This is a genomic window from Cutibacterium sp. KBN10P07758 (assembly GCF_050286205.1).
Taxonomy (GTDB): Bacteria; Actinomycetota; Actinomycetes; order Propionibacteriales; family Propionibacteriaceae; genus Cutibacterium; species Cutibacterium acnes.
Genome location: NZ_JBNNQV010000001.1, coordinates 2,020,065 through 2,038,133 on the forward strand (window position 1 = coordinate 2,020,065; position 18,069 = coordinate 2,038,133).

General features: G+C 59.1%; 18 protein-coding genes, 1 tRNA gene and 1 pseudogene. 10 read left to right on the forward strand and 10 right to left on the reverse strand.

The features are described 5' to 3' along the window. Nucleotides 1-110: 110 nt before the first annotated feature. Genes iolD through iolC form a run of 4 tightly spaced genes read right to left on the reverse strand, consistent with a single transcriptional unit; the run spans nucleotide 111 to nucleotide 4,754 of the window. Nucleotides 111-2,009 carry a 3D-(3,5/4)-trihydroxycyclohexane-1,2-dione acylhydrolase (decyclizing) gene (gene iolD, locus ACOYO3_RS09950; protein WP_002525502.1) on the reverse strand — a complete coding sequence of 633 codons (1,899 nt, stop codon included), beginning with the start codon at nucleotides 2,007-2,009 and terminating at the stop codon, nucleotides 111-113. A gap of 2 nt (nucleotides 2,010-2,011) precedes the next feature. Continuing rightward, nucleotides 2,012-2,884, reverse strand: a complete 873-nt coding sequence (gene iolB, locus ACOYO3_RS09955; protein WP_002529380.1) for a 5-deoxy-glucuronate isomerase — start codon at nucleotides 2,882-2,884, stop codon at nucleotides 2,012-2,014. Further along, a complete protein-coding gene (locus ACOYO3_RS09960; protein WP_002523104.1) occupies nucleotides 2,881-3,768 on the reverse strand; it encodes a Cgl0159 family (beta/alpha)8-fold protein in 888 nt (295 codons plus the stop codon). Before ACOYO3_RS09960 ends, iolB begins: the two co-directional genes overlap by 4 nt. After that, entirely contained in the window at nucleotides 3,765-4,754 is a 990-nt protein-coding gene (gene iolC / locus ACOYO3_RS09965; RefSeq protein WP_002524718.1) for a 5-dehydro-2-deoxygluconokinase, read from the reverse strand. Before iolC ends, ACOYO3_RS09960 begins: the two co-directional genes overlap by 4 nt. A gap of 214 nt (nucleotides 4,755-4,968) precedes the next feature. On the opposite strand from iolC, the gene ACOYO3_RS09970 reads away from it, so the two are divergent. Both ACOYO3_RS09970 and ACOYO3_RS09975 read left to right on the forward strand, forming a co-directional pair. Further along, nucleotides 4,969-5,712 carry a GntR family transcriptional regulator gene (locus ACOYO3_RS09970; protein WP_002516652.1) on the forward strand — a complete coding sequence of 248 codons (744 nt, stop codon included), beginning with the start codon at nucleotides 4,969-4,971 and terminating at the stop codon, nucleotides 5,710-5,712. 101 nt (nucleotides 5,713-5,813) lie between these two features. Further along, nucleotides 5,814-6,890 (forward strand): transaldolase family protein, encoded by a 1,077-nt coding sequence (locus ACOYO3_RS09975; RefSeq protein WP_002520051.1) that lies wholly within the window; start codon nucleotides 5,814-5,816, stop codon nucleotides 6,888-6,890. A 134-nt stretch (nucleotides 6,891-7,024) separates the two neighbouring features. On the opposite strand, the gene groL is transcribed toward ACOYO3_RS09975, so the two are convergent. Beyond that, nucleotides 7,025-8,659 carry a chaperonin GroEL gene (groL, locus tag ACOYO3_RS09980; RefSeq protein WP_002516697.1) on the reverse strand — a complete coding sequence of 545 codons (1,635 nt, stop codon included), beginning with the start codon at nucleotides 8,657-8,659 and terminating at the stop codon, nucleotides 7,025-7,027. A 333-nt stretch (nucleotides 8,660-8,992) separates the two neighbouring features. On the opposite strand from groL, the gene ACOYO3_RS09985 reads away from it, so the two are divergent. From ACOYO3_RS09985 to ACOYO3_RS09995, 3 genes are read left to right on the forward strand one after another with little or no spacing between them, the layout of a single operon-like run. Then, nucleotides 8,993-9,277 carry a DUF3263 domain-containing protein gene (locus ACOYO3_RS09985; RefSeq protein WP_002516713.1) on the forward strand — a complete coding sequence of 95 codons (285 nt, stop codon included), beginning with the start codon at nucleotides 8,993-8,995 and terminating at the stop codon, nucleotides 9,275-9,277. 43 nt (nucleotides 9,278-9,320) lie between these two features. After that, nucleotides 9,321-10,502 (forward strand): mannose-6-phosphate isomerase, class I, encoded by a 1,182-nt coding sequence (gene manA, locus ACOYO3_RS09990; RefSeq protein WP_002520050.1) that lies wholly within the window; start codon nucleotides 9,321-9,323, stop codon nucleotides 10,500-10,502. A gap of 37 nt (nucleotides 10,503-10,539) precedes the next feature. Beyond that, a complete protein-coding gene (locus tag ACOYO3_RS09995) occupies nucleotides 10,540-11,022 on the forward strand; it encodes an S-ribosylhomocysteine lyase (protein WP_002518770.1) in 483 nt (160 codons plus the stop codon). Between the two features lie 150 nt (nucleotides 11,023-11,172). Here the strand turns inward: ACOYO3_RS09995 and ACOYO3_RS10000 are convergent, their stop codons facing one another. The 3 genes from ACOYO3_RS10000 to ACOYO3_RS10010 form a co-directional block, all read right to left on the reverse strand. Then, nucleotides 11,173-11,652 (reverse strand): hypothetical protein, encoded by a 480-nt coding sequence (locus ACOYO3_RS10000; RefSeq protein ID WP_002524716.1) that lies wholly within the window; start codon nucleotides 11,650-11,652, stop codon nucleotides 11,173-11,175. Between the two features lie 87 nt (nucleotides 11,653-11,739). Continuing rightward, on the reverse strand, nucleotides 11,740-12,126 hold the full coding sequence (locus tag ACOYO3_RS10005; RefSeq protein WP_002524715.1) for a hypothetical protein: 387 nt from the start codon (nucleotides 12,124-12,126) through the stop codon (nucleotides 11,740-11,742). Nucleotides 12,127-12,338: 212 nt separating this feature from the next. After that, nucleotides 12,339-12,488, reverse strand: coding sequence for a hypothetical protein (locus ACOYO3_RS10010; RefSeq protein WP_002530596.1), 150 nt, complete (start codon nucleotides 12,486-12,488; stop codon nucleotides 12,339-12,341). Between the two features lie 467 nt (nucleotides 12,489-12,955). Between ACOYO3_RS10010 and ACOYO3_RS10015 the strand changes: the two are divergent. The 3 genes and pseudogenes from ACOYO3_RS10015 to ACOYO3_RS10025 all read left to right on the forward strand — a co-directional run. Next, nucleotides 12,956-13,117, forward strand: a pseudogene (locus ACOYO3_RS10015) (S-ribosylhomocysteine lyase); the annotation flags it as partial. 67 nt (nucleotides 13,118-13,184) lie between these two features. Beyond that, complete coding sequence (locus ACOYO3_RS10020; protein ID WP_002516685.1) at nucleotides 13,185-13,949, forward strand: PTS sugar transporter subunit IIA; 765 nt, start codon at nucleotides 13,185-13,187, stop codon at nucleotides 13,947-13,949. 49 nt (nucleotides 13,950-13,998) lie between these two features. Beyond that, complete coding sequence (locus ACOYO3_RS10025) at nucleotides 13,999-15,588, forward strand: PTS ascorbate transporter subunit IIC (RefSeq protein WP_002524714.1); 1,590 nt, start codon at nucleotides 13,999-14,001, stop codon at nucleotides 15,586-15,588. A gap of 37 nt (nucleotides 15,589-15,625) precedes the next feature. Here the strand turns inward: ACOYO3_RS10025 and ACOYO3_RS10030 are convergent, their stop codons facing one another. Next, nucleotides 15,626-15,814, reverse strand: coding sequence for a hypothetical protein (locus ACOYO3_RS10030; RefSeq protein ID WP_002518762.1), 189 nt, complete (start codon nucleotides 15,812-15,814; stop codon nucleotides 15,626-15,628). 227 nt (nucleotides 15,815-16,041) lie between these two features. Here ACOYO3_RS10030 and ACOYO3_RS10035 point away from each other — a divergent pair, with 227 nt between their 5' ends. Continuing rightward, entirely contained in the window at nucleotides 16,042-16,194 is a 153-nt protein-coding gene (locus ACOYO3_RS10035; RefSeq protein WP_002517338.1) for a hypothetical protein, read from the forward strand. Between the two features lie 281 nt (nucleotides 16,195-16,475). After that, a complete protein-coding gene (locus ACOYO3_RS10040) occupies nucleotides 16,476-17,882 on the forward strand; it encodes a hypothetical protein (RefSeq protein ID WP_002516716.1) in 1,407 nt (468 codons plus the stop codon). A gap of 89 nt (nucleotides 17,883-17,971) precedes the next feature. Here the strand turns inward: ACOYO3_RS10040 and ACOYO3_RS10045 are convergent. Continuing rightward, nucleotides 17,972-18,047 (reverse strand) — tRNA-Thr (locus ACOYO3_RS10045). Between the last annotated feature and the right edge of the window lie 22 nt (nucleotides 18,048-18,069).

The following is an 18,069-nucleotide window of genomic DNA, read 5'->3' on the forward strand; positions in this document are numbered from 1 at the left end:
CGGGAACAACAAGATAACCGGACTCACGAGGGGATCCAGCCAAAACTGGATCTCCTCGTACCGTCACTACGACACGTCGCCTAATTTCCAACCGGGAATCGGGGATGCGGTCAGAAAAACCTGCGCTGTGCGGCAACCTGTCCGGTGTACTCGGCATAGGCTTTCTGCGTCGACTTCAGGCGCGATTGCGACGTGACCGGTACATCCCACCATCCCGATGCAGGTGGGTTGGGCCCGTACAGGTCAGTCTCAATATGGATCATCGTGGCATGATCAGACGCCTCGGCCTTGCGGTAAGCCTCCCTGAACTCCTTGATGGTACGAACCTCGAGGACATCAATACCCCACGACCGCGCGTTAGCGGCAATGTCAAGGGGTAGCAGGGCGTCGTCCCCGACCACATGACCTTGACCGTCATCGTGCTGGCGGTACTTCGTCCCGAACCGCTGAGAACCGTGAGACTCCGACAGCGCCCCGATGGAGGCAAATCCGTAGTTCTGAAGCAATACGAGAATGACCTTCGCACCCTCCTGGACGATCGTTGCCAACTCCATCGGCAGCATTTGGTAGGTGCCATCACCGACAATCGCAACGACCTCGGAATCCGGCAACGCCATCTTCACGCCCAATGACGCCGGAATCTCGTAGCCCATGCACGAGAATGCATACTCCACGTGGTACTGCACGGGAGTGCTGGCACGCCACAGACACTGCAAGTCGCCAGGCATCGAACCGGCAGCATTAATGACCACGTCGTCGTCACCCATGAGCTCGTTGAGCGCTCCAAACACTTCGGTCTGAGCCGGGAGCGGACCGTGCCCCAGGTGGTAGCAACGATCGGTTACCTCTGCCCACGCTTTGGCCTTCGCACTAGCGAGGTCGCTCCATTCTTGAGGAACGCGGTAGCCGTCAAGCTCCTTCGACAGGGCCGTGAGAGCCTCACGCGCATCGGCCACCAACATCTGCGCACCCTGCTTGGCGGCATCAAAGGCCCCCACATTGACGTTGACGAACGTCACGTCCGGATTTTTAAAGGCCGTCTGCGAACCGGTGGTGAAATCGGAGTACCGCGTGCCGATGCCGATGATGAGGTCGGCCTGGGCCGCCAGCGCATTCGCTGAGTCGGAACCAGTCGCACCAACGCCACCAACGGCGCACGGATGATCCCAATTGATTGCACCTTTCCCCGCCTGGGTGTCGGCGACCGGGATGCCGGTAGCAGATGCGAAGTCCCGCAGCTCCTGGCTGGCCTCGGAATAGATCGTGCCTCCACCAGAAATGATGAGTGGACAGCGTGCGGCACGGATGGCTTGCGCTGCACGCACCACAGCGGCCCTATCGGGGAGGCGGCGATCGATGTACCACACCTTCTTGGCGAAGAAAGACACCGGCCAGTCGTACACCTCGGTCTGTACGTCTTCCGGTAGACAGATGACGGCAGCTCCCGTGTCCACAGGATCAGTAAGCACCCGCATCGCACGAGGCAGCGAAACCATGAGCTGTTCGGGACGATTCACTCGATCCCAGAACTTCGAGACCGGACGGAACGCGTCGTTGCACGATACATCGGGGTTGGTGGGGTCCTCCAGCTGCTGAAGGACAGGATCAGGTGCCCGATTGGCGAAGATGTCGGATGGGAAGAGCAACACCGGTACCCGATTGGTGGTGGCGAGAGCCGCACCGGTGACCATGTTGAGCGAACCCGGCCCAATGGACGCGGTGGCAGCTAACGCCTGCAACCGGTTCGTAGCGCGGGCGTAGGCGGAACAGGCGTGAACCATACCTTGCTCGTTCCGGCCCATCCAGTACTCAAGTCGGCCTTCCTCATCGTCGGGGGCCGCCTCATTCTGCAAAAGCGCCTGGCCCAAACCAGTAGCATTTCCATGGCCGAAGATCCCAAAGACTCCGCGTATGAAGCGGCGTTCAACCCCGTCCCGCTCGGTGTACTGATGAGTCAGATAGCGCACGATGGCCTGTCCGACGCTGAGCCTCACAGTCTGCTCAGTCATAATCACTCCTTTGAGTCGTCCACCGCTAGCGGCAGGCGCGGGTCGATATCTTGGTCCTGCCAAGTTTGACGAATCCACCCGTAATGCGGATCGTCGACTGATTTCCACTCAGCGGCGCCTGGCCCCGCCATCACATTGAGGTAGTACAAGTCGTAGCCGGGGGCGGCTGCACACGGCCCATGCCAGCCATGCGGCACCAGAGCTACGTCACCGTTCGAAATCATCTCTGCCACGTGGATGGGACGGTCCGGCGTGCCATAGGTCCCGTGGAATGCCATCCCTGGGCCGTGCTCGTCACCGCGAATCTCGAAATAGTAGATCTCCTCGAGTTCGTGCTCGACCTGCGACTCCTCGTCGTGCTTGTGAGGAGGGTAAGAGGACCAGTTACCCCCCGGGGTGAGAACTTCGCAGGCCAGCAACCTGGAGGTATGCACCGGGTTAGCAACGGCGTAGTTCACCACCTGGCGCGAGCAATTACCCGCCCCACGCAGCTCGACACGCACCTCCGTGGGCGGGCAATACCTGGGCTCAAGGTCCTCACTAGCGAGGGCGTTGGGCAGCGCCACCCGTCCGCCACTGACAGCAGTGACGGTGATTGTCCTGTGACGGGGCACGAAGGCATAGTCGGTGACCTCACCCCAGATAGTGCTGCGCCCGGCGAGATCGGCTCGGAACCCATCACCCTGCACTGTGAACGACCCTTCCAGAGGTAGAACGAGGTACTCGTGGTCGTCGGTGGTCAGCTCAAGGGTCTCATCTTTCGTCAAACTCGCAATAGTTAGACCGGAGTACGTCCAGCCAGCGCACTTAGGGTCAACAACAACGTCGCGACAGCCCGAGGCAGTGCTCCCAGATCGAAGAACTAGTTCCGTCATGCTTGTACTCCCAACAATTGAACAGCGTTGTCAATGGCAGTTGCCACGTCCGAGTCCGGCGGATAGAGGACCGATCGTCCCAAGACGAGTCCACGGACATGGCGTGCGGCCAGTGCCGTGGCCCAACGACGCCGGGTCTCCTCAGGATCCGTGCTCACCTCTCCCCCAAGCAGGAGAATGGGCAGCGAGGTGGCTCGTACCACCCGCTCCATATCGTCAACCGCGGGCAATTTGAGCCAGGTCCACGAGGTATCGGCGCCAAGACCCGAAGCCATGACCACCGATTTCACAACCGCGTCAGCGGAAAGATCGTTGACGACCTTGCCATCGTCAGCACGGTAGGAGATGAACGGTTCCACCATGGCAATTCGCCTCGCCCTGGCCAGAGTCGTCACAGCCTCAGCACAGGCCTGTGCCGTGGTAGCCGTACCTGGGTCGGATAGATCGAACCTCAGCAGCATCTTGCCACCGGTCAGATCCTCGTCAAGGATTCCTTGCACGTCGTAGCCCGTCATTCGGTCGTCGAGCTCGAAGGAAGCTCCAGCGAACCCTCCTCGGTTCATCGAACCGAATACAACCTTGCCATCTAGAGCGTCGAGGTTCGCCAGGTCGGCAACCATGTCGGCAGTTCCCAGAAACCCATTGACCCCGGGACGTCCTAATGCGGTCACGCAGCGCTCGAGGAGGTGTTCCCGGTCAGCCATGGCATCGGCACGACCTCCCGCTGCGAGTGCACCGCGAGCAGGATGATCAGCCGCGACGACCATCAGCGGTTCAGTGGGGCTCCACGTCGCTCGGGGACGCTGCCGGACGCGATCGGCAAAACGCACCGGATCGGCAAGTCGCCGATCTAACAGCTTGTCAATAAGCGGGGTGCGCGTCATGACAGATGCTCCTCTTTGATGGCAATGTCCGGATGTTTCGCCATCATCGCGAACAGTTCCGGTTCCGAGGGCATCGCGGTGGAACACTCCAACCGCGTCGCGACGAGGGCTCCTGCGGCCGACGCTGCTTGAATCGTCTCGGCGAGGCTCCATCCCTCTAGCAACCCGTGACATAGGCTTCCGCCGAAGGAATCTCCGGCTCCGAGGCCATTGGTAACGTCGATTGGGGTGGGGGCGACCTCCACGCGCTCCTCACGGGTCATGGCCAAGGTACCTTTGGGCCCCTGCTTGACGACGGCAAGCTGAACGCCTGCATCAAGCAGTGCGTGAGCAGCTCGGTCGGGGTCGGACTCCCCGACCGCCATCTCACACTCCTCGCGATTTCCGATCGCCACCGTCACGTGCGGCAACACCGCTGAGACTGCTTCATGAGCCTTCGCCGCGGACTGCCAGAACATCGAACGGTAGTCGAGGTCGAGGACGGTGTGTTCTGCCTTACCGCGCACCTCAAGGGCTCGGCAATGTGCGTCGTAGGAAGGCTGTTGACACAAGCCAGTCACCGAAAGCCACAGGATTTGCGCATTCCTCACAGCATCCTCAGGCACGTCGTCCGGAGTGATCCTCAGATCTGGAGCGGTAGGACGCCGGTAGAAGTAGAGCGGGAAGTCGTCGGGAGGAAAGATCTCGCAAAACGTCACCGGAGTGGGCAATTCGGAATTGACGAGCACATAGTTGTCATAGACACCGAGTCTGGCCATCTCGCGGCGACAGAACCGCCCGAAGGGATCATCGCCTACTGCCGTGACGACTGCGGCAGAATGACGCAGCCTGGCAGCCGCGACGGCCACATTGGTCGGACTACCGCCAAGGAACTTTCCGAACGACGTGACATCCTCAAGCCCCACCCCGTACTGCAGCGGATAGATGTCTACACCGATTCGTCCCATCGTGAGCACATCAAGGTCACGGCGGCGGCTGGATACCATGACGACTCCACTTCATCGAGGATGTCTAACGCCTCAGATACTACCAACCAAGAGACATATGTCAATACAATTGATAATGTTGCCAGCCACCCTACTCCGAATACAGAAATCGCCGCCCGCTTATATCCTGACGCAGCCCGTACGATCGGTCCGCCCCTTGCACTGCCCACCAATAGACTGTGCGTCAGTACATACCCACAAATGAGGAACGACAGTGGAGAACGAGCCCTACATCGCTGACATCACCATCGACCGATCGCGCCCAGAACCACTCCACACCCAGATCGCCGAACCCCTGGCGCAACTCATCGAATCCGGCGAGCTTCCTCCCGGAACGCGCATCGAAGACGAAATGTCCATGGCGGCACGCCTGCATGTATCGCGTCCCACCGCGCGGCGAGCTTTTGAAACCCTGACCCAACGTGGACTCGTCATCCGCCGACGCGGCATCGGCACCCAGGTGACCCCCACCCGAGTGCACCGCTCCATGAACCTCACGAGTCTTTATGACGACCTCCAGGCATCTGGCCAAAGGCCGCGCACCAGCGTGCTCGACTGGACAGTGGAAACCGCCCCGCCAGCAGTAGCCGCAGCGCTTGGCCTGCCCAGCAACTCCGAAGTGGCCCATTTCCGCCGACTACGAATGTCCCAGGACGAACCGCTGGCCATCATGACGAACTGGGTACCCGTGGACCTCGCGCCCAGTGCAGAAGAGCTGAGAACCACTGGTTTCTACGACTATCTGCGCAGCAGGGATGTCGTCGTCGCGGTAGGCCATCAGCGATTCAGCGCCCGTCTCGCCCTCCCTGACGAGGCACGTCTGCTCAACGAACCACCCGGCGCCGCCCTACTCACGATGCAACGCACGGCATGTGACGAGTCCAACCGCGTCATCGAGTTTGGACAGCACGTGTACCGCGCCTCCATTTATGCCTATGAGAACACGGTGTACGCCTGACGCCGCGGCGAGATTATTTGACAGGACAAACTTTGCGGTGTTGGCTAGATCTTGTACCGGCGGCGACGACGAGCCGGTGAACACCTCGCACAGGAGTTGCCATGAAGATCAACTACACCCCAGGTCCGCTCCTTGACGCGTCCCGCACGACCCCGACGGCGCTGTGGAATGACTCGGCCGATCTAGACGAACTTCGTCAGTCCATTGCATTCGGCGGCGTCGGTGCCACGTGCAACCCGGTTATCGGTTACACGACCATCAAGAAGCATCCAGACATCTGGGAAGACCGTATTCGCGCTATCGCCGAGAACAATCCCACGTGGGGAGAGTCCCAAATCGGATGGCAGGCCATCAAGGACATGTCAGTCGAAGCCGCAAAGCTCCTCGAGCCGATCTTCGTCGAGCACAAGGGCCGAAACGGTCGTCTCTCCATCCAGACCGATCCGCGGCTGCATCGCGACGCCAAGGCTCTGGCAGACCAGGCCGAAGAGTTCAGTAATCTTGCGCCAAACATCATCGTCAAGATCCCCTGCACCTCTGTGGGCATAGAGGCGATCGAGGAGGCCACCTACCGTGGCGTTTCGGTCAACGTGACGGTGTCCTTCACCGTACCTCAGGCAGTGAAATCGGCTGAGGCCATCGAGCGAGGGCTGCAGCGTCGTGTAGCCGAAGGCAAGCCCATTGACGAAATGGGACCTGTAGTGACAATTATGGCCGGTCGCCTTGACGACTGGCTCAAAATCGTGGCCGAGCGCGACCGCCTCTTTATCGACCCCGGACACCTGGAGTGGGCCGGCATTGCCGCGATCAAGCGCGCCAACCAGATCTTCGTCGAGCGCGGATTCCACTCCCGGGTGCTGTGCGCCGCATTCCGCAACGTCTTGCAGTGGTCCGAACTTATCGGTGGCGACCTCGTGGTCTCCCCGCCGTTCAAGTGGCAAAAGCGCATTAACGACTCTGACTACCACGTTGTCCCACGCATAGATGAACCGGTTGCTGCCGAGCATCTCGATGCTCTCAAGAAGATCCCGGAGTTCATGCGCGCCTACGATCCTGATGGAATGACGATCAAGGAGTTCGACACGTTTGGTGCCACCCGCAGAACTCTTCGCCAGTTCCTCCAGGCCGATGCCGATCTCGACACCTTGGTGCGTGACATCATCACCCCAGCCATCTGATCCTTCCCGGAGTGAGCTGACTCTCTCATGTACGCATGCGCACCGCACGAACAACTACCACGTTTGTAACAAGACAGCGAGGTGGGGCGGCCACTAGGACCGCCCCACCTCAAATCAGCGAAGGCAATGCACGATCACATCATGCCGCCCATGCCACCCATACCGTCCATATCACCGCCGCCAGCGGGAGCCTTAACAGGCTCGGGCTTGTCAGCGATGACGGCTTCAGTGGTGAGGAACAGGGCCGCGATGGACGCGGCGTTCTGCAGAGCCGAACGGGTCACCTTGGCCGGGTCAATGATGCCGGCCTCTACCATGTCGACATACTCGTCATTGGCCGCGTTGAGGCCCTGTCCTGCGGGCAGACCAGCGACCTTCTCAGCCACGACGCCGCCCTCAAGACCAGCGTTGATAGCGATTTGCTTGAGCGGGGCAGTGCACGCGGCCAGAACGATCTGTGCACCGGTGAGCTCGTCGCCCTCCAGGCCCTCGATTTCAGCGGCCTTGGAGGCCTGCAGCAGGGCGACACCACCACCAGGGATGATGCCTTCCTCAACGGCGGCTTTAGCGTTACGCACGGCGTCCTCAATGCGGTGCTTGCGCTCCTTGAGTTCAACCTCGGTAGCAGCGCCCACCTTGATGACGGCAACGCCGCCAGCGAGCTTGGCGAGGCGCTCCTGCAGCTTCTCGCGGTCGTAGTCGGAGTCGGAGTTCTCGATCTCCTTACGGATCTGAGAAACACGGCCGGCGATCTGCTCGGAATCCCCGGCACCGTCGACAATGGTGGCCTCGTCCTTGGTGACGACAACCTGACGAGCGCGACCCAGCAAGTCCAGGGTCACCGCGTCGAGGGACAGGCCAACTTCTTCGGAGATAACCTGGCCACCAGTCAGGATGGCGATGTCATTGAGCATAGCCTTGCGACGATCGCCAAAGCCTGGAGCCTTGACGGCGACAGACTTGAAGGTTCCGCGGATCTTGTTGACGATGAGGCCAGCCAGGGCCTCACCCTCGACGTCCTCGGCAATGACAAACAGCGGCTTGCCCGACTGCATAACCTTCTCAAGGACCGGCAGGAGATCCTTCAGCGATGAAATCTTGGAGTTGACGATAAGGATATAGGGATCCTCGAGGACAGCCTCCATGCGCTCGGTGTCAGTCACGAAGTAGGGCGAGATGTAGCCCTTGTCGAAACGCATGCCCTCGGTGAGCTCAAGCTCCAGGCCGAAGGTGTTGGACTCCTCGACGGTGATGACGCCTTCCTTACCAACCTTGTCCATGGCCTCGGCGATAATCTCGCCGACGGTGGGGTCGGCGGCCGAGATGGAGGCGGTAGAGGCGATCTGGTCTTTGGTCTCGATGTCGATGGCCATGTCGGACAGACGAGCGCTAACAGCCTGGACGGCGGCCTCGATGCCCTTCTTCAGGCCCATCGGGTTAGCGCCAGCGGTGACATTGCGCAGGCCTTCACGAACCATGGCCTGCGCCAGAACGGTGGCGGTAGTGGTGCCGTCGCCAGCGACGTCGTCAGTCTTCTTGGCGACCTCCTTGACGAGCTCGGCGCCGATTTTCTCATAGGGATCGTCGAGCTCGATCTCCTTGGCGATGGAGACACCGTCGTTGGTAATGGTGGGAGCGCCCCACGACTTTTCGAGAACGACGTTGCGGCCCTTGGGGCCGAGGGTGACCTTGACCGCGTCGGCGAGGGTATTCATGCCCGCCTCGAGCCCGCGGCGGGCCTCGATGTTGAATTCGATGAGCTTTGCCATGTTTAGGGGATTCCTCCGCTCCGGTGGGCCTGGTAGCCCGTGGACGTCAGATTGATGCGGCGGGAGCGACCCCGCATTGTGATTCCCCGTGATGCCCGCGACGGACGATCTGGTGATCTCATCACCGGGAGGACCACTCGTACCGGCGCTCGCAACACCAATCCGGGCGGTAGCACTCTCGCTTGTCGAGTGCCAATGACATGTTTAGCACTCACACCCAGCGAGTGCAAAGAGTTCGTGAGCGGAACATGTCCAGTCGTACTACCAACGATGACGACGGGGCCCGCAACGTCACCCACCCGTTTATGCCGGGATGGCCCCTAAACTGGCACTGTGTCAGATTCCATCACCCCCGAATCCGCAGAGTCCGCCGAGTTGTGCGCCTCGGATCGCGCGATTTTGGATCTTGAGGAGTCCTGGCAAGCCGGGAGTCTGAGCGTTGACAAGGAGACCGCCATTCGCGACAGCCTCGGCCTATCGTCCCCCCGATACCACCTGCGACTCAACGAGCTCATCGACGACGAAAAGGCCGCCCAGTACGCGCCGTCCCTGGTGGGACGACTTCAGCGGGTTCGCAGCCAGCAACGCCGCTCCCGTAGCGCACAACTGCTCAGATGACACCTACGACGTCGGCAACGATGCACATGACGAGAGGCACATTATGAAACGCCTGACCGGAACGGTTCGGACGTACTCCTGGGGCTCCTACGATGCGATCCCAGACATCCTCGGAAAAGAGGCTGACGGAAAGCCGTGGGCCGAATACTGGCTCGGGGCCCATGAGACCTCGCCGTCGACCCTCGATGGGATACCGCTCACCGACTACATCCACGCTCACCCTGACGAACTCGGTGATCGCAGCCGAAAAGTCTTCGGTGCCCGCTTACCCTTTCTCCTCAAAATCCTCTCGGCCTACCACCCGTTAAGTCTGCAAGCTCATCCTGACGCCGCGATGGCACGGGCTGGATTCGCTCGAGAGAACCAGGACGGCATTGGCGTTGACGACCCCCACCGCACCTTCGTCGACGATTGGCCCAAGCCCGAGATTCTCGTCGCCCTCAGCGATTTTGAGGGGTTGTGCGGATTCCGCGATCCGCACGAGACCCGTCAGCTGTTCGATGAGCTAGAGGTCCTCACCCCGACTGACCCGGTGTTGGGATCGCTGACCGAACGTTCCGGTTCGGCCGCCCTTGCCGAAACCTTCCTCAACTGCCTCGCGGGGGACGACGTACGGCGTCAGATCGTCACCGAGGTGGTCTCAGGAGCCGTCAACCACGTAGGAGAGGACACACCCCTGGGAGAGTTCGCTCGCACCGCCGTCGAGCTCGACGAGTATTTTCCCGGGGACCCCTCGATCCTGGCAGCGCTCATGCTCAATCGAGTTCACCTGAAACCGGGCCAGGCGCTGTCTGTACCCCCGGGACTCATGCACTCATACCTATCGGGCACGGGCATTGAGATCATGGCCGATTCCAACAATGTCGTGCGGGGCGGACTCACCAACAAGCACATTGACATCGATTCCCTCATCCAAATCGTCTCGTTCCAGACACAGGAGCCACGGATCATTGCGGCGGAGGAGGTAGACCCGGGAATGCGCGTATTCCCGGGCATTGACGACCAGTTCCGACTCTGGCAGCTCGACCTCGACACCACCTGCCCCGCCATGATGCCGGCAAGCGAGCTAGCTCGAATACTCCTCATTACGGATGGGTATGCGGTCTGTTCAGGCTCTCATGGAACTGACGAGATCGTACGCGGTCAGGCCGTCTGGATTCCGGCTGGTGAACGGGTACAAATTGACGGAGACTGCGACGGATTTATTGCTGCCGCCGGGCTTTAACCACAGCTGGCTGGTTGCCCGTGTGGGATTCGTGTCGATGCGAGAGGATGGGTTCATGGCACACAAAATGAACGTCGAAAGTTTCAACCTGGACCACACCAAGGTGGCAGCACCATTCGTGCGTGTGGCCGACGTCAAGCACCTACCCGCTGGCGACACCCTCACCAAGTACGACGTGAGGTTCTGCCAGCCCAACAAGGAACATCTGGACATGCCTGCGGTGCACTCCCTGGAGCACTCCTTCGCCGAGTGCGTGCGAAACCATTCCGACGCCGTCATCGACTTCGGGCCGATGGGATGCCAGACCGGGTTCTACCTCATCATGATCGGAGAACCGGATGTCCCAGGCACATGCGAACTTGTCGAGACCACCCTGCGCGACATCCTCAAGCTCGACGCCACCCCCGCTGCTAACGAAGTGCAGTGCGGATGGGGAGCCAACCATTCCATCAAGGCCGCCCAAGAAGCCGCGCACACGATGCTGAACCACCGCGACGAATGGGAACAGGTAATGGCCTGAGGATTCGGCTACCACACCGAGCTCGTCAAGACACACCGCTTGCATCGTCTACCGCCCTCAACTACGAAGATATCGGGTTGTGTTCGCCACAACAGTAGAAACCCAGCATGGGTTTCTTGGCGCGTAGAAAGCACTCAGCGCCCTACCGGGTCAAGGTTGGTTGGGGGCGTGCTTCTGTCGTTCGATGGCCCTATCGAGAATGGGTTCGGTAACAGTGGTCATAATCATCACCACAATGCTCGCCCAAAAAGCATAGCTAGCCGGGTGCATGAGAGTGGAATAAAACCACCAAAGCACAAGGAACTCAAGAATCTCTTTAAAGACCCTGTTGACCACAGGATGAGTCAAGGGGGCGACGACCCTCGCCAACACCCCCATGAGCAGGGAAACACCCATCCCCAGTGCAAACAGCACTAATCCGCCCAGGACAACAGTCTCCCATGTCCACGGCGAATCTAGATAGCACTCCTGAAACACCAAGGCGAACAACGCTGGAATCATAATGAAGGGGGCCATAACAAGAATAACGATGACGAGAAAAAAGACAATTGCGCCTAACATCCCCAGCAAATCATCGAATTTCTTAGATACTACCACGTCGAACCTCAGCCTAGGAAGAAAATGATCCAATCTGCAGCCGCCTTGGCAACGTCGTACGGGATCCCGGCTTTACCCAAGGTGAAAATAATAGGAGCCTTTTCTCATATCTCTGTTTGCTCAAGAACATCTGCGATTTTGTTGGCCCAAGGCCTGATTTTGGCTGGTAGTTTGTGCACGGAATGGCGCAGCACAAAAAGGGCGACTCTGCGCCCCCCATGATGTCCAACTATACGTGGATACTTGGTGAGAATTGGCCACTTCCGCTACTGGAATTCCACCATGCCATCGCACAACTTCACGATCACCAACAGCGATACGACCATCGCCGCCATGGGCCAGATCGTTGCGATCCGACAAGGCCTGCATCGCTGAAGTAACTGTTTGGCCCGTGTTAGATATCGACTCCGCATGTGCAACTACAGTCATCGAGCCAGCAGCGCCACTGAAAAGGGCCGCAACGATAACCGTCGCCACCACAGCCGAGACGGACTTCCTTATCCTCATATCGATGCTCCTTTTGCGGGCTATACTGCGCTTCTTAAAGATAAGCCAAGCATTATTCTACCCCTGTCTAAAGGTTTTATACCCCGAGTTGACGCAGTCTCAGCCCTCTGCCTGGGCAGGGCACGTTGCCTCGCGTAAGAATCTCCGACTAGACATGATCGAGTATGGAGTTGACGCGAGCACCGGAAAACATAATTCTGGCACCATTCATGTCAGCGCTGATTCCGCTGCTGCATGCCAAGGGTGAGATCACGCTCACCGATACCCGGGTCACACTCACACCAAGCCCGGATCATTAGCCAACCACCAGCCGATCCGCGCCCAGCCAGGCTCTTCGTCAGCTCGTCGAAACGATTGACCACACCGCCAGGCAGTGAGCTTGTTCGCCGCACTGAATGTTTACGACGGAACGGTGATCCCCTCGATCCACTGGCACCACCGAGCAGAAGAGCCTAAGAAATTCCTCCAGAAGATCGACAAGACCACCTCCAAGCATGTGGACGTGTACGTAGCATGCGATAATTACGCCACCCACAAACACTCTTCAGTAAAGACGCAACTAGCCAAGCATCCTGATCCCATATTCACTTCACTCCGACATACTCATCGCAGATAAACCAGATCGAGCGACTCATCGCCGACATCATCCGCGGTCTCCTCCAACGCCCCGATCACCACACCGTCCAATCCCTAGAAAGAGATTTCTGCAAACTGGGCCAAAGCATGAACCGAAAACTCCAAGCCCTTTATCTGAGCTAAGACCGTCGAAGACATCCTCGAACCCATCGCCAGATATCTGAAACGTATTCAAGTATCAGGGCACTAGGGACTCGTCGTGGCCACCCTGCGCGACATCCTCAAGCTCAACACCAGCCCCGCCGCTAACGAAGTACAGTGCGGATGGGGAGCCAACCATTCCATCAAGGCCGCCCAAGAAGCCGCCCACACAATGCTGAACCACCGCGACCACTGGAAACAGGTAGTGGCCTGAAAGCCGTGGCCTTCTACCCTCACGAGGGCGTACGCTATGGCTCCCACAGCGATGGAAAGGCCCCACGGTGATTGACCTGACAGACCTCCTGCCTCCAGCCGCCATTCGTCTGGACGCACACGTCAAAGATTGGCGAGAAGCTCTCCAGGCCGTCGGGCATCTGCTGGTGGCCACCGACATCGCTACCCCCAGATACACGCAGGCCATGATCGATAATCTCGAGAAAAATGGTCCTTACATCGTCGTCGCCCCTGGATTTGCACTGGCCCATGCCAGACCGGACTCCTCAGTGCTGCGGACAGGCATGTCGTGGATACGTCTTGACGAACCGGTGGCATTCGGCCATGAGACGAACGATCCTGTAACGCTAGTAGCAGGACTCGCAGCCACAGACGCCTCTGCCCACCAAAATGTTCTGGCCGCGTTGGCGAGCGCACTGGCCGATCCAAACAGACGCAACGCCCTCGACACTGCGACGACTCCCCAGGAGGTCGTGTCGATCCTCTCCAACGAGGCCGGACACCGTTCAGCTGAGGCATCGACATCCCAGAATCTCTTGCTCACGGTCTGCGGCAACGGACTAGGCACCAGTCTGTTTCTCAAAAACACCACTGAGCAAGTCCTTGATGCTTGGGCGTGGACCCCTTACCTGTCAGTTGAGGCAACCGACACCATCTCTGCAAGAGGGCGCTGCAGCGAAGCAGACGCCATTTTGACGTCGGGAGCCATTGCTCAAACTCTCGGTGAGCTATCCATTCCCGTCGAAGTCATCGACGATTTCACATCAGTGTCGCAGGTCGATGCTGCGTTACGCCGCATTTACGACGTCTAATCGCTGACCATCAGTCGCCACGCCTACATCATCCCCGGAGACTAACCTCATGAACATCGCCCTGGCCATCGTCCAATTCCTCGTAAACGAGATCCTCAGCGTGCCCGCCTTCCTCATCGGCATCATTACGGCCGTCGGACTGGCAGCTATGCGCAAATCCATCGGCCAGATCGCCGGTGCTGCTATTAAAGCCACCCTCGGTTTCCTCCTCATTGGGGCCGGAGCAGGGCTAGTTGTCAACTCTCTCGGGCCGCTGGGAAAGATGATCGAGGGAGCGCTGGGGGCTCAGGGCGTCGTACCCACCAATGAGGCGATCGCTGGCATCGCCCAACAACAATTTGGATCCCAGGTCGCATGGATCATGCTCGCGGGGTTTCTCATCTCGTTGGTACTGGCCCGCATCACCCCACTTCACTACGTGTTCCTCACCGGGCATCACATGCTGTTCATGGCGACCCTCATCACCATCGTCATGGCATCGACATCGATGCCCACTTCCATCGTCATCGGGCTTGGCTCATTGCTGCTGGGGGTGCTTATGGTGAGCCTTCCTGCCTTGGCTCACCCCTTCACACGAAAGATCACCGGCGGGGAGGACATCGCCATCGGGCACTTTGGCACCTCGGCCTATATCGCCGCTGCCGCCACCGGCCGCTTGGTCGATCCGCACGGGAAAAGCCAGTCAACCGAGAACATAAAAGTTCCCGAGGGTCTGCGGTTCCTCCGAGACTCCATGGTGGCCACGGCACTATCAATGGTTCTTATGTACGTCGTCGTTGCCATCGTTTTCCTGGCTCGCCGTGGCGAGAAGGCCGCATTCCAGACGTTCTCAAAGCCAGCAACCGGCACTGGAAACTACATCATGGCGTCGGTTACTCAAGGGCTCGAGTTCGGCATCGCGGTGGCCGTCATTCTCTTTGGCGTCCGCACCATCCTCGGTGAGCTCATCCCTGCCTTCCAGGGAATCGCCAGCAAGGTGGTCCCCGGCGCCATCCCAGCACTCGACTGTCCCATCGTCTTTCCCTACGCTCAGAATGCTGTCCTCATCGGATTTATGTCGTCGTTCATCGGAGGGCTGGTCGGGCTAACAATCCTCGCGACCGTGCTCGGGCCGGCATGGGGGCTCGCTCTGATCCTGCCCGGGCTTGTACCCCACTTCTTTACCGGTGGGGCTGCCGGGGTCTACGGAAATGCAACTGGCGGACGACGCGGCGCGGTCGCGGGAGCTTTCGTCAATGGTCTACTCGTGACCTTCCTGCCAGCTTTCCTCCTCAAAGTTCTTGGGCCATTCAGTTCAGCCAATACAACCTTTGGCGATGCCGATTTCGGGTGGTTCGGGATACTCATCGGATACGGGGCCCGAACCGGCACCGTCTCAGGATCCATCATTCTCGCCCTCATCGGTGCCACCATCCTTGGTAGCGCCATCCTGATACAGCGCCGCGCTGGCGGTTGGGACCCGGCTCCGGCACGAGGATCGTCGTCCGACGGTGTGACGGCCGTTGTCACCGCAGAGGAGGTGAGCGATGACCCAGACGAGGCCACGCGAACGGCAACGGCATCCACGATTAGCCACCGCCGCATCGCCCCTCCTGTGGGGGCACCAACACCTCCGTCCCGGGATGAGTTGGGGTTGTAATAGCCTCCGCGGTCGGTGTCGCAGGAAACGTCAGAAATCATTCAAGCGATAAGGCCATCCTCCGCGGGTCACCGGTGAACCCATGTGGAACCCTATAGATGAGCCACTTGCGTGGTAGCGTCTCGGCCAATAACCAGCGGCAACCAAAACCCTTGTCTAAGGATGGTACCGTGATCAAAACAGACATTTTGAGGCACCATGAGTCGTCAATCGCAGCATCCACCATAGGTTCACCGTATATCCACGATTAACTGACGTCGAATGATGTCCTATTAAGAGCCAATCGTTGACACAACCTACAACAAAATGGTTGCACGCACTTCGTCTGTTTGGTGACAAGGGAGACACCAGCAATGCTCATCACAAAGCGACCCCTAATGCTCGCTGCGACCCTCGTGCCGCTCATCGCCACCGCCATGCCAGCCCCGTCTGCCGTGGCGACATCAATATCCATTGCCGACCCAAGGCGGGTCAGTATCCAGTAATTCTTATCCCGAACACGGCAATATCACTGACGACCCGAACGTCACCCACATGGTCGATAACGAACTCAACCCGACTCACGCACACACCATCCAGTGCACGCCGTTGCCATTCAGCGAATGACCAAAACGATCAAAGTTAGAACGTAGCTACTCACCAAGGACACGGTTCGTATGAAATCACACAAACTACTCACGTTTGCGGTGGCTGCAATCATGGCTACCTCCGGCCTCAGCACCATGATTCCTACTCAGTCCGCTCTCGCGTCTGGACCATCGCAGGGGGCACAGAGCCAACACGTTGGTCCCATGACGTGTGTGCCCTTCTCCGGGCGCCCCGGTAGCTCGGGACAACTCCCCCTCGGAGTCATCCCACCAAACTGGGGAACTGACGGTTGGCAACGAATGGATTCCACCAGCCGCTCCGATCTGCCCAGCAAGATTGTGATGCGTGACAACACCGAGGGTTTCAACCAGCGCATGGATTTCGCCCTGCGTGACGGCAAAGTGTACGGACGTTTCCAATCCGAGAATCAGTGGCGTCACATCGACACGCCATCCTGCCTCGACGGACATATCTCAGCCATCTCCGTCAATGACGCCATGCTGGCCGCTGTCGATTCCAACGGTTGGGTGTATAGCCTTAATAATTTGCTCTCCTCTCCTAAGGACTGGGGCTGGTTCCGAGCATGGGGCAGCCCATTCTGGTTTGGCCGTGGGCTCAAGCTCGACAACCACGACCAAGGTTGGTGGGCCCTGTCCCTCATCGACAACCAGACCGACCGCACCTATCGCGGTGTCGACGGTCATGATCACCCAATCTCGTTGGCGATGTGCACCGAAATCATGATGGTCTCCAAAGACGGAGCTCACATTTACCAGCACGATCCCTGGCTGCCGAACGACTACTCCTTCGAGGCTTCAACCCCGTACAACTCGAGGTTCCGTGTGCATTCCATGTCCGCGTCGGGGTCAGTGGCGCTGATCACGAATGATCACGGCGACATGTTCACGAGGCTCTGGGACTACGACATCGCCGGGACCGATCCCGCCCAGTTCCGCTACACCTGGCAGGACCAGAGTAATCTTCCCAGTCCTTCCACGTGGCTGCAGGGCAAGGTCGATCCTCGCTACGCTGCCATCAAACTTCCACCGGCCGGGTGGAAGCATCAGCCGAAGATCCCCGGCGAGATCACCGACAGGCTTACCGTGGTGTCAACCGCTCCCGGATCCCAGAACCGGGAACTTCGTGTCGAGGGACGTCGTGAGGGTCATACCGGTTACTGGTCCAAGATGATTGACGCGAAAGCCTGGAAGTTCGTTCCCACCGGTCAGAATCTCAAGGGCAAGCCCCTTGACAACCCACAGCGCGATACGTCGAAAGTGGATCTCGGATCTGCCAGCGGGCTCAACTACTCGGGAAATCTGCAGGGCAAGGCGAACATCAACATCAAAGACTTCGCCTACCAATCGACGACCCGAACGATCGAGCTCACGGTGGGTGAGAAAAAATATCCGGTAAAGCTCCACTCGATTGACGGCCGCCTCAAGACGACCTTGTCAATGCTGAGCCACCGGGAACGTGGGCTCACGAGCACCCCACGGTACTACGACGCAGCCATCGAGGTTCCTGACTCCTATCTCAAAGACCCGGATTTTTCGCCTTTCATGAAGGGATACCTCAAAGGAGAGAAAGTCCATGAGCTTTACCTGGAGGTGACGAAGGATTCATTCAAGGTGATCAACGACAGACACCCCGAAATCGCGCTACGTAACGGACGAAACGTTTCCACCCTTGACCGGGCGAAGTAACACACCGAGACTCATCATGGCGGCGCTGATGCTCGGGCGTCGGCACCGCCATGATGACCTAACGTCATCACGACTCTAGCTAAGGAGTATGGAGCCTCTGACAGGAATCGAACCCGCGACCATCGCTTTACAAGAGCGGCGCTCTACCAACTGAGCTACAGAGGCATGTCACCTCGCGGCGACGTGG

Coding starts and splice junctions, on each gene's coding strand:
- iolD (WP_002525502.1), bottom strand. CDS start 2,009: ATGACTGAGCAGACTGTGAGGCTCAGCGTCGGACAGGCCATCGTGCGC.
- iolB (WP_002529380.1), bottom strand. CDS start 2,884: ATGACGGAACTAGTTCTTCGATCTGGGAGCACTGCCTCGGGCTGTCGC.
- ACOYO3_RS09960 (WP_002523104.1), bottom strand. CDS start 3,768: ATGACGCGCACCCCGCTTATTGACAAGCTGTTAGATCGGCGACTTGCC.
- iolC (WP_002524718.1), bottom strand. CDS start 4,754: ATGGTATCCAGCCGCCGCCGTGACCTTGATGTGCTCACGATGGGACGA.
- ACOYO3_RS09975 (WP_002520051.1), top strand. CDS start 5,814: ATGAAGATCAACTACACCCCAGGTCCGCTCCTTGACGCGTCCCGCACG.
- groL (WP_002516697.1), bottom strand. CDS start 8,659: ATGGCAAAGCTCATCGAATTCAACATCGAGGCCCGCCGCGGGCTCGAG.
- manA (WP_002520050.1), top strand. CDS start 9,321: ATGAAACGCCTGACCGGAACGGTTCGGACGTACTCCTGGGGCTCCTAC.
- ACOYO3_RS09995 (WP_002518770.1), top strand. CDS start 10,540: ATGCGAGAGGATGGGTTCATGGCACACAAAATGAACGTCGAAAGTTTC.
- ACOYO3_RS10005 (WP_002524715.1), bottom strand. CDS start 12,126: ATGAGGATAAGGAAGTCCGTCTCGGCTGTGGTGGCGACGGTTATCGTT.
- ACOYO3_RS10025 (WP_002524714.1), top strand. CDS start 13,999: ATGAACATCGCCCTGGCCATCGTCCAATTCCTCGTAAACGAGATCCTC.
- ACOYO3_RS10030 (WP_002518762.1), bottom strand. CDS start 15,814: ATGGTGGATGCTGCGATTGACGACTCATGGTGCCTCAAAATGTCTGTT.
- ACOYO3_RS10040 (WP_002516716.1), top strand. CDS start 16,476: ATGGATTCCACCAGCCGCTCCGATCTGCCCAGCAAGATTGTGATGCGT.